Below are 9,574 nucleotides of genomic sequence, written 5' to 3' on the forward strand. Positions count from 1 at the left end.
GGTGGCGACGGACGCGGGGGTCGGGACGCCCTCAGACATGGGTCCTCTTCCTCGGCCTGGTGCCGCCGCTTCGGGTGGCGCGCGGCGCACGCTCCCTGGTCAGCAGCAGATACGCCGCAGTGACCAGCAGCAGGAACAGCAGCAGCAGGACGGACATCGCCGATCCGGCACCGAAGTCCCAGGTGGCGAAGGACGACTGGTAAATGTGCAGGGAGATCAGGTCGGCCGACTCGGGAGCCGACTTGCCGAACAGCACGAAGGGGACGTTGAAGTCGTTGAACGTCCACAGGAACAGCACCAGTACCAGCACCTGGTTGACCGGCCGCAGGGCCGGCAGCGTGATGTGCCGGATCTGCCGCCACATCCCGGCGCCGTCGATGGCGGACGCTTCGTAGACGTCCCGGGAGATGTTCTGCAAGGCGGCCGTCAGCATCAGGAAGGCGAACGGCCAGGTGCGCCAGACCGAGACGACGACCAGGGAGATGAAGCTGTTGTCGCCCACGAGCCAGAAGGGCGGTGAGTCGGCGAACCCGAGTTGGTCGTGCAGCAAGTGGTTGACCAGCCCGTTGTCCCGCTGGAGCAGGAACGACCAGGTGATCACGGCTGCGTAGACGGGCAGCGCGTACGGCGTGAGGAACAGCGCGCGCAGCAGCCCGCGGCCCCGGAAGGCGTCCTGCATCAGGATCGCGGCGGTGGCGCCCAGCAGCCAGGCGAGGCCGACGGCGAGCACGGTGAAGGCGCAGGTGAGGGCGAAGGAGCTCAGCAGTGCCTCTCCCACAGGGGCGTTGACGTCCACGGCGATGCGGAAGTTGTCCAGCCCGGCCCAGGGCGCCGCGCCCCAGTTGCGGATGTACTCCTGCGTCAGGTCGCGGAAGGCCATCGTGATGCCGGTGACCATCGGCACGATGTGCACGAGTAGTTCGAGCACCAGCGCCGGTACGAGCAGCAGGTAGGGCAGCCCGGCATGGCGTACCCGGTCGCGCAGCGGGGACGCGGCGCGTCCCGGGGGCGGCGCGTCCCCGGGAGGCGGCGCGGGCGCGTGGTCCGGACGCGCCGAGGTGTCCTGCGGCGCGTCCTTCGCCGCGCGGTCCGGCGCGGGAGGAGGGGCGGGCGAGGCCGCGGCGTCCGGCACCCGCGCCGAGGTGGTGGGGCGTTTTCCGCGGGTCACGGCGGCGTCACTTCCGCATCTGCTGCTGGGCCTCGGCGAGCCGCTCGTGCACCGACTCGGTGGTGACCTCGTGGCCCGCCGCCGCCTGAGCGAACAGCTCCTTCATGGCGGTGCCGACCAGCGTCTCGAACTTCGACTCGTCGGGCACCTGCGGCAGCGGTGCGGCGCTGTCGGCGAGCACGGAGCGCAGCACCTTCTCGTCCTTGTCGCGGGGTGCCGCCTTCTGCGCGGCCAGCACCGGGGACAGGGAGCCGTAGGTGGTGTTGAGCTTGTGCTGTTCGGCGTCGGAGGTCATGAACTTCACGAACTTCAGTGCACCGTCGATGTTGTCGGTGTTCTTGAAGACGGCCAGGTTGATGCCCGCGACCATGGACGTGGTGGCCCGCTCTCCGGTGTCGGAGACGGACTGCACGGGGACGGGGGCGATGCCGTAGTCGTCCGGCTTCATGCCGTTGCCCAGCAGTTGGGAGCGGGCGGCCTGCCACAGCAGCATCCCGGCCTTGCCCTTGGCGAAGTCGCGCACCGACTGGCGGGCCGCGTACTCGGCGTTGCCCTTGGCGGAGATCCGGTCCTCGGCGAGGAAGTCCACGTACTGTTTGACGGCCTTGACGTTGCCGGGCTTGTCGAAGGTCGCCCTGCCCGAGTCGTCGAAGAAGTCGGCTCCGTGCTGTTTGCCGAAGACGAAGGCGTGGTGGGCGTTCTCGACCGGGTCGCCGGCTTCCAGCGCGAGGCCGTAGTGCCCGTCACCGGTCAGTTTCTTGCCGGCGGCGACCAGCTCTTTCCAGGTCTTGGGCGGCCCGTCGATGCCGGCCTGCCGGAACATCTCCTTGTTGTAGTAGAGCGCGTAGGTCAGCGAGTAGAGCGGCACGGCAGCCGGCGGCTTGCCCTCGGCGCCGGTCGCGGCGAGCGCGGAGGGGCTGAACCGGTTCTTGCCGCCGACCTTCGCCATGTTCTTGTCGTCGAACGGCAGCAGTGCGTCGCTCTTCTGGAGTGACGAGGACCAGGTGTTGCCGATGTTGAGGACGTCGGGGCCCTGCCCGGACGAGGCGGCGGCGAGGATGCGGTCGAGCAGGCTGGACCAGGGGATGACCTCCAGCTTCACCTTGATCCCGGTCTGTTTTTCGAACTTCGCCAGCTCCGGTTTCAGTATCTTCTTGTCCTTCTCCAGGCTGGACGCCTGGTTGGTCGCCCAGTAGGTCAGCTCCTTGGGCTTGTCGTTGCTGCCCGCGCCGTCGGTGGTCGTGCCTCCTCCGCAACCGGAGGCGAGCGCGGCTGTCAGTGCGGTGGTGAGCGCGGCGGCTGCCGCCGTACGGAATCTGCGCATGAGCCTGTGCACCTCCGGGAGGCGTCGGGAAGCGTCGAGCGTCAAGGCCGGGGGCGTTAACCCCCTGAAGGCGACTCGCACTTAACTTGGGGCGTGAGTTAAGTAGTGAAAGAATGACGCGTCAAGACATCGCGCACGGGCAAGTCGCCCCGCGGACCGCGCGGCCGGCCCCGCAGAGGGTCACGGGACCGGTCGCGGCGAGCCGTGGCGCGGCCACCGCGAGGAGGGAGCCAGATGACCGGCGAGAAACGGCGGACGGTGCGCGACCTGCGCCGCACCAACCGCGCCACCCTGCTGCGCCGCCTCTACTTCGACGGGCCGCTCAGCCGCCAGGAGTTGGGCCCGGCCACCGGCCTCAGCTCCGCCTCCGTCTCGAACGTCACCTCCGAACTCCTCGCCGAGGACCTGCTGGAGGAGGCCGGTTCCGTCGACTCCGACGGTGGCCGGCCGCGTACCCTGCTGCGGGTCGCCCCGGCAGCCGGGACGCTCATCGGAGTGGACGTCGGCGAGACCCGGGTGCGCGTTGAACTCTTTGATCTGGCGCTGAACGAGAGGGCCCGCGCCGAATACCCGCTGCGCGAGGGCGGACACGCGATGGCGCACGTGCTGCGGCTGATCGCGGACGGGCTCGCCGCCGTACGCGCGGAGGCCGCGCGTGCCGGGGTCCCGGGGGCCGCCGCGCCGCTGGGGATCGGCGTCGGCGTGCCCGGCATCGTCGAGCAGGACCCGGCGCGCGGCGGCGCCGTCGTGCACGGGCAGACGGTCGGCTGGGACGCGGTGCCGCTGGAGGCGCGGCTGCGCGAGGAGGCCGGGCTTCCGGAGCAAACGCCGCTGTTCGTCTCGAACGGCGCCACGACCCTCGGCCAGGCCGAGATGTGGTTCGGCGCCGGGCAGGGCGTGCGGGACGCCGTGGTGGCGCTGGTCGGCTCCGGAGTCGGCGCGTGCGTCATCACCGACGGCAGCGCCTACGGCACCGCGTCCCGCGGCGCCGCCGAGTGGGGCCACACCACCGTGCGCCTGGACGGGCGCCGCTGCCGGTGCGGTGCCCGCGGCTGCCTGGAGGCGTATGTCGGCGCCTCGGCCGTGCTGGAGCGCTGGCGCGCTGCGGGCGGCACACCACGGGGCGACGAGGAGAGCGGTCTGGCCGATCTCGTCGGCTCTGCCGATCCGAGCGCCGAGACGGTCCTCGCCGAGACGGCTCGCTACCTCGGCGCGGGTATCGCCGACCTGGTCAACCTCTTCAGCCCCGAACGTATCGTCCTCGCCGGCTGGGCGGGGCTGCTGCTGGGCGCCCGCGTACTGCCCGCTGTGCGCGCGGCCACCGAGGAGCGCGCGCTGCGCCATCCCGCGGCCCGCACCACGGTCGAGCTGGGCCGCCTCGGCCCGGACGCGGTCACCGTCGGCGCCGCCACCCTTCCGCTGACCCGCTTCCTCGACGCGGGTGGCCGCGCGCCGCGAACCGCTCCCCCACTCCCGTCCCGGGCCGCGAGCACCCGGGCCCGGTGAGGCGCTCGGTGGGGCGCTCGGTGGGGCGGGAGAAGGCACCTACCGCCCCCCGCGGCGGAAGTTGCCCCTCGACGGGCAGGGGGCTGCACCATGGAGGTCGTCAGCGCGCTGGCCGCCGCGAGCGTGGCCGCGGGCGCGTCGTTCGCGATGCTCGTCGTCCTCATGCGGGGCCTGCTGCGGAAGGCGACCGTCCTACGGACCGAGATCGCCGAGGTCGTCTGATGGCGATCATCGTCGACCTCGACCTCCGGCTCGCCAAGCGCAGGCTGTCGGTCGGCGAGTTCGCCGACGCCGTCGGTATCACACCGGCGAACATCGCCGTACTGAAGAACGGCCGCGCGAAGGCGGTACGGTTCACGACGCTGGACGCGATCTGCCGCACACTCGGCTGTCAGCCCGGCGACATCCTGCGCTGGGTGCCCGACGAGGCGGACCGCGGCTGAGGCCTGGGGCGGTTCGGCGGGGGCGTCGGCGACCCGGGGGAAGACGACCACCTGTCCCACCTGCCGCCCGGCCACTGGGAAACTGCCGGGATCACTCGCGGGGGCATCCCGACGCCGTCAGCCGCTTCCTCCCGGGTCCGGACCGCGGGCGCTGGCCCGGCGCCCTCGGGTCACCGGCGGATGTCGGCGTAGTCGGGGAGGGTGAGCGCCGTGATGGCGGCCCAGTCCTGGTCGCCGGGGAGGTGGTCGGGGTTGCGCAGGGCGTGGTTGCGCCGTGCCAGTTCCTCGGCCGAGCGGGGAAGGACATGGGTGCCTCCGGTGGTCGCGAGCGCCTGGTTCAACTCGACGAAGACGCGTGTGCGCTCCTCGTACGCCGTGAAGGCGGTCGAGTGGTCGGCGTGGGAGGCCAGTTCACCGGCGAGGACGTAGGCGCCGACCAGCGCGATGCTCGATCCCTGGCCCGAGAGGAACGACGGAGCGTGGGCGGCGTCGCCGGCGAGGGCGACCCGCCCCCTGGACCAGCGGGGCATGCGGATCTGGCTGATGACGTCGAAGAACAGGTCGTCGGCGCGGCGCATGGCGGCGACCAGGCGCGGGATCTCCCACGCGTCCTGGGAGAAGACGTCGGCCACCAGGTCACGCTGGGCCTCGGGGTCGCGGAAGGCGTCGAAGGGCGGTTCGGTGCGGGCGAAGTTGAGGAACGCGTGCACGTGATCGTCGTCGCCGACCGCGTAGAGGGCCGCGGCCCTGCCCGGGACGTTCCACATCAGGGCCTCGTGGGAGAGCCCGAAGTGGTTGGGCAGGGTGAAGCCGGTGAAGCAGTGGCCGAGATAGCGGTGGTACTGCTCCTCGGGGCCGAAGGCCAGTCCCCTGGTGTGGGAGTGGAGCCCGTCGGCGCCGATGACGAGGTCGAAGGTCCGCTGTGCGCCGCTGTCGAAGGTCACGTCCACCCCGCCGTCGTGGTCGTGGAGGGCGGTGATCCAGTCGCCGAAGAGGAACTCGACGTCCCCGCGGACGGCGTCGTAGAGGGCCTCGGCGAGGTCCCCGCGGCGGACTTCGAGGTCGCGGCCTTCGACACCGCCGGTGATGGCCTCGGGCCTGACCGATCCGACGCGGTCCCCGTCGGCGCCGACGAAGGTGATGTTGCGGCTGTCGACATGCGCGGCGCGCAGGCGCGGGAGCAACCCCATGCGGCTGACCACGTCCAAAGCGGTGCCGCGGATGTCGATGGGGTATCCGCCGACGCGTATCGCGTCGGCCTTCTCCACCACCGTGACGGCGAAGCCGTAACGGTGGAGCCAGTAGGCGAGCGAGGGTCCTGCGATGCTGGCGCCGGAGATGAGGATCGTGCGCCCGGGTGCCGTGCCCATGGGTGCTCCCTTCCCGGCCGGGCCCGGACGAGCCGACAGCCGGATACGTCAGTTAGGTATATTCCTTCGGGGCGCGACGTCCTGCGGATGTCCTCGCCTCAGGCCCAACGATTACATACCTAACGTAGGTATTCAATAAGGAGACGAGATGAGTCCCCAGCAGCCGGAGGAGACCAGCGCCCGGGGCCCCGCACGCGACCAGGAGCTGCGCGAGCAGGAGGTGCTGGCGGTACTCCCCCGGTTGACCCAGCTCGGCAACGTTCTCAACCGCGGCCGCCTGACCGAACGCGCCATGGAGGCCTCCGCGGTCCACGTGGACCGGCCGGCGATGTCGGTGCTCCTCATGCTGCACATGTCCGACCAGCCGCTGCGCGTCGGTGAGATCGCCGCACGGATGCAGGTCGTGGGACCGCACGTCACCCGGCAGGTGAACGAACTGCAGCGGCGCGGGCTGATCGTGCGCGTCGCCGACCCGGAGGACCGCAGGGCGCGCCTCGTCGAGGCGACTGCCGAGGGTGCGGCGGCGGCCGAGCGCTACATGCGCACGCTCGTCGGCTGGTTCGCCGACGCCCTCACCGGCTGGAGTGACCAGGACCGTCAGGATCTCGGCCGTCTCCTGGGCCGCTTCACCGACGACCTCACCGCCCACCTCGCCGCCCTCGACGACCACCCGGCTCCCGAGGAGTGACGCGCGCCGGGACGACGGCCGAACGCGGGCGCCCCGCCCACCCGGGCGCGCCGGCTGCCGGGCCCCACCGGGGCGCACGGACGGACGCCGGCAAGGACTTCCAGGGACGCTCAGGCCACAGGTGGCGTGGCGCCCCCGCCACGCTGAGTCTTCCCGGAATGCCTGGTCAGCGCAGCACGGCTGTCATGTCGATCTCCAGCAGGACGTTGGCCAGGTCGGCGCCGACCGTGGTGCGCACCGGGTAGGGCGGCGTGAGGTGATGTTCGTACGCCGTGTTGAAGTCGTCGAAGTCCCGGTCGAGGTGTTGCAGGTGGACGGTCGCGCGCACCACGTCGGAGAAGTCCAGCCCGTGGGCGCCCAGTATCGAGGCGAGGTTGCGCATCGTCTGGTCGGTCTGCTCGGTGATGGAGGTGCCTTCGACGCGGCCGGTGACAGGATCGTGGGGCCCGAGACCGGCGGTGTGCAGGAAGCCGCCCGCGACGATCGCCTGCGAGTACGCTCCGACCGGCTGCGGTGCCGCCTGCGTGCTGATGACCTGGCGTCTGCCCATGGGCGTGTCCCCCTTCTGCGTACGGTGCGGCGCCCGCGCGGGCGGGCCGGGACGGCCGGTCCTATGGGCGTCGCCCGCGCCGGGGGACCCCGGCTCCCGCGCTGCGGCACAGGGGCCGCCGGTGCCGGCTGTCGTGCCGGCCCTGTCCCCGAGCGCGTAGGACACTTCGCGCGCCGCCGCGCGTACCGATGTGCCAAGTGCGGACGCGGGCGCCCCCGAGGCGCCGTCCGCCACCGGGCCTGACACACCGACAGCGGCGATCGGTGCCCCCTCGTGATCGAGGACGACCGCGTCCACGCTGAGGACGACAGGACCGGCACTGCCGTCTTCCTCGACGGCGAAGCCGTTCCGCCTGGCCGACGTGACGGCCGCGTGCAGGCGTTTGACCGCCTCCTCACCGGCGGAGTCGTTCTGCGCGGCTGCCTTCGCCTGCTGCCGCGCCCGGGCGACCTCGCTGTCGCCCAGCCGGGCCAGCAGCGCCCATCCCGCCGCGCCGGTGTGCAGGGGGTGGCGGGCGCCCAGCCGTGGGCGCAGGGGCATGGGCCCGCTGCCCTCCACGGCGTCGACCAGCACGGTCTCGTCGGCCTCGCGGATGGTCAACCGCGCCGTGTGTCCGGTGTGTTCGGCCAGGCGCGCCAGTGTGGGCCGGGCGACTTCGCGCAGGTCGAGCCGTTCCAGGTAGACGCCTCCCAGGTAGGCGGCGTGGGAGCCGAGCCGGTAGCGGGCGCGCTCCGCATCGCGCAGTACGAGCCCGTTGTCGGTCAGTGGTGTCAGCAGCCGCAGCAGGGTGCTCTTGTGCAGCCCCAGACCTTGGGCGATGTCCGTCAGTGAAGCGCCCGCAGGATCGGGGTGGTCGGCGACGTAGTCGAGAACGGTCAGCGCGCGTCGCAGGGACGAGGAGCGGTTGCGCGTCGCGGCGCTCGCGGCCTCGTTCCCGTCCGTGTCCGACACCCTGCCCTGTCTCCTTCCGCGTGGCGTCTCCTTCCGCGTGGCCGAGACGCTCTTTCGGGGCGGTGGGCGGTGTCGCCCGCCCTCGCGACGAGGCCCTCCCGCCCGGTGCGCCCGCTCCATTGCCCCCTGTGCAACGGGCTCTTGACCATGCCGATCCTGCCTTCTAGTGTCCGCCAAATGCAACACAGCGTTTTGCAATGCAACACAGGAGAGGCGCTGCTCGCCGAGCTGATCGCCGTCCCCAGCGTCAACCCGCGCGAGAGCGCGCTGCCGGCCGAGACACCGCTGGCCGAGTTCGTCGCCGACTACTGCCGCCGCCTGGGCATGACCGCACGGCTGGACGAGGTCGCCGACGGCCGCTGCAACGTGGTCGCCACCCTGCCGGGACGCCGCACGGACGAGTGCGTGCTGCTGGAGACCCATCTCGACACGGTCGAGACCGAGGGCATGACCGTCGCCCCCTTCACCGCCCAGGTCCGCGACGGCCGCCTGTACGGGCGCGGCGCCTGCGACGCCAAGGGGCCGCTGGCCGCCTTCTTGTCGGCACTCGCCCGGATCGCCGCTTCGGGACGCCCGCCTGAGCGCACGGTCGTACTGGTCGGCGCCATCGACGAGGAGCACCGCTACCAGGGGGTGACCCATCTGCTCGGCCGGGAGGCGAAAGGAGGCGCCCAGCCCGAGGGCCGTTCACGGATCGGCCCGCGCCCCGTCGGCGCCCTCGTCGGCGAGCCCACCAGCCTCTCTCTCGTCGTGGCGCACAAGGGCGTGATGCGCTGCCGCATCTCCGCCACCGGGCCGGGCGGCCACAGCTCACTGCCGCGGGGGCGGGTCAACCCGGTCGAGACGATCGCCGAGGTGGTCGGCTACCTGCGCGACGAGGTCGCCCCGCGCCTGGCCGCCCGGCAGGAACCGCTGGTCGGCGCGCCCACCCTCGTCGTCACCCAGATATCCGGCGGCTCGGGTCCCAACGTGCTGCCCGAGCGCTGCGACCTCACCATCGACCGCCGCACCGTCGGCGGCGAGGAGCCAGAGCAGGTGTGGCGTGAGCTCAAGGACGAGCTGGAGAGCCGCTTCCCCCGGCTGGTCGAGGTGGCACCGCCCCATGTCGTCGACTACGCGCTGCCCGCCCAGGACAGCGGCGCGGGGGCCGACTTCGCCGCGCGGGTCGGCCGCGCCCTGGCCGTGCACGGTCTGGATCCGACCGGAGTCGGCGTCGGACACGGCACCGACGCCAGCAAGATCTGCCGGGCCGGCATCCCCTCCGTCGTCTTCGGTCCCGGTTCCATGACGGAGGCCCACACGCCCGGCGAATTCATCGATCTGGCCCAACTCGCCGCCGCCACCGAGGTACTGACCACGCTGCTCGCCGACGGCCCCGCCGCCGCGGGTGACGACCACGCCTGAGACCCTGCGCACCGCCGCGCGCGACGCGTGACCCGTCCTGGTCAGCGCCTACGTCGGTGTGCGGGACGCCTGTCCCCTCCAGCCGCCACCGCGACCGCTGTTCCGAGCGGCACCACCTCCTCGACCTCCCCACTCCGGCGTCCCGCCACCCGGAAGGACCACCCGTGCCC

Annotated in this window: 9 protein-coding genes; 5 read left to right on the forward strand and 4 right to left on the reverse strand. The window is 72.1% G+C overall.

Going from position 1 to position 9,574, the window contains the following annotated elements; all coding sequences use genetic code 11:
- Nucleotides 1-31 precede the first annotated feature (31 nt).
- The gene (locus tag AB8Z75_RS26605) at nucleotides 32-1,168 is read right to left on the reverse strand and encodes a carbohydrate ABC transporter permease (RefSeq protein WP_369206261.1); all 1,137 of its coding nucleotides are present in this window, start codon (nucleotides 1,166-1,168) and stop codon (nucleotides 32-34) included.
- Nucleotides 1,169-1,175: 7 nt separating this feature from the next.
- A complete protein-coding gene (locus AB8Z75_RS26610; RefSeq protein ID WP_369206263.1) occupies nucleotides 1,176-2,492 on the reverse strand; it encodes a sugar ABC transporter substrate-binding protein in 1,317 nt (438 codons plus the stop codon).
- 234 nt (nucleotides 2,493-2,726) lie between these two features.
- On the opposite strand from AB8Z75_RS26610, the gene AB8Z75_RS26615 reads away from it, so the two are divergent.
- The 3 genes from AB8Z75_RS26615 (at nucleotide 2,727) to AB8Z75_RS26625 (ending at nucleotide 4,441) form a co-directional block, all read left to right on the forward strand.
- Entirely contained in the window at nucleotides 2,727-3,998 is a 1,272-nt protein-coding gene (locus AB8Z75_RS26615; RefSeq protein ID WP_369206265.1) for an ROK family protein, read from the forward strand.
- 90 nt (nucleotides 3,999-4,088) lie between these two features.
- Complete coding sequence (locus AB8Z75_RS26620; RefSeq protein ID WP_369206267.1) at nucleotides 4,089-4,220, forward strand: hypothetical protein; 132 nt, start codon at nucleotides 4,089-4,091, stop codon at nucleotides 4,218-4,220.
- Nucleotides 4,220-4,441 carry a helix-turn-helix domain-containing protein gene (locus AB8Z75_RS26625; protein ID WP_369206269.1) on the forward strand — a complete coding sequence of 74 codons (222 nt, stop codon included), beginning with the start codon at nucleotides 4,220-4,222 and terminating at the stop codon, nucleotides 4,439-4,441. The genes AB8Z75_RS26620 and AB8Z75_RS26625 overlap by 1 nt, the downstream gene beginning before the upstream one ends.
- A 170-nt stretch (nucleotides 4,442-4,611) precedes the next feature.
- On the opposite strand, the gene AB8Z75_RS26630 is transcribed toward AB8Z75_RS26625, so the two are convergent.
- Nucleotides 4,612-5,811, reverse strand: a complete 1,200-nt coding sequence (locus AB8Z75_RS26630; RefSeq protein WP_369206271.1) for an FAD-dependent monooxygenase — start codon at nucleotides 5,809-5,811, stop codon at nucleotides 4,612-4,614.
- Between the two features lie 148 nt (nucleotides 5,812-5,959).
- On the opposite strand from AB8Z75_RS26630, the gene AB8Z75_RS26635 reads away from it, so the two are divergent.
- Nucleotides 5,960-6,499, forward strand: a complete 540-nt coding sequence (locus AB8Z75_RS26635) for a MarR family winged helix-turn-helix transcriptional regulator (protein WP_369206273.1) — start codon at nucleotides 5,960-5,962, stop codon at nucleotides 6,497-6,499.
- A 166-nt stretch (nucleotides 6,500-6,665) separates the two neighbouring features.
- Here the strand turns inward: AB8Z75_RS26635 and AB8Z75_RS26640 are convergent, their stop codons facing one another.
- Nucleotides 6,666-8,000, reverse strand: coding sequence for a Rid family hydrolase (locus tag AB8Z75_RS26640; RefSeq protein ID WP_369206275.1), 1,335 nt, complete (start codon nucleotides 7,998-8,000; stop codon nucleotides 6,666-6,668).
- 177 nt (nucleotides 8,001-8,177) lie between these two features.
- On the opposite strand from AB8Z75_RS26640, the gene AB8Z75_RS26645 reads away from it, so the two are divergent.
- Nucleotides 8,178-9,404: a M20 family metallopeptidase gene (locus AB8Z75_RS26645; RefSeq protein WP_369206277.1), complete on the forward strand. Its 1,227-nt coding sequence runs from the start codon at nucleotides 8,178-8,180 to the stop codon at nucleotides 9,402-9,404.
- Nucleotides 9,405-9,574 lie beyond the last annotated feature (170 nt).

Origin of the sequence: Streptomyces sp. PU-14G (genome assembly GCF_041028275.1) — a bacterium.
In the GTDB taxonomy this organism is placed as follows: domain Bacteria; phylum Actinomycetota; class Actinomycetes; order Streptomycetales; family Streptomycetaceae; genus Streptomyces.

Coding starts and splice junctions, on each gene's coding strand:
- AB8Z75_RS26630 (WP_369206271.1), bottom strand. CDS start 5,811: ATGGGCACGGCACCCGGGCGCACGATCCTCATCTCCGGCGCCAGCATC.
- AB8Z75_RS26625 (WP_369206269.1), top strand. CDS start 4,220: ATGGCGATCATCGTCGACCTCGACCTCCGGCTCGCCAAGCGCAGGCTG.
- AB8Z75_RS26620 (WP_369206267.1), top strand. CDS start 4,089: ATGGAGGTCGTCAGCGCGCTGGCCGCCGCGAGCGTGGCCGCGGGCGCG.
- AB8Z75_RS26635 (WP_369206273.1), top strand. CDS start 5,960: ATGAGTCCCCAGCAGCCGGAGGAGACCAGCGCCCGGGGCCCCGCACGC.
- AB8Z75_RS26610 (WP_369206263.1), bottom strand. CDS start 2,492: ATGCGCAGATTCCGTACGGCGGCAGCCGCCGCGCTCACCACCGCACTG.
- AB8Z75_RS26615 (WP_369206265.1), top strand. CDS start 2,727: ATGACCGGCGAGAAACGGCGGACGGTGCGCGACCTGCGCCGCACCAAC.
- AB8Z75_RS26645 (WP_369206277.1), top strand. CDS start 8,178: ATGCAACACAGCGTTTTGCAATGCAACACAGGAGAGGCGCTGCTCGCC.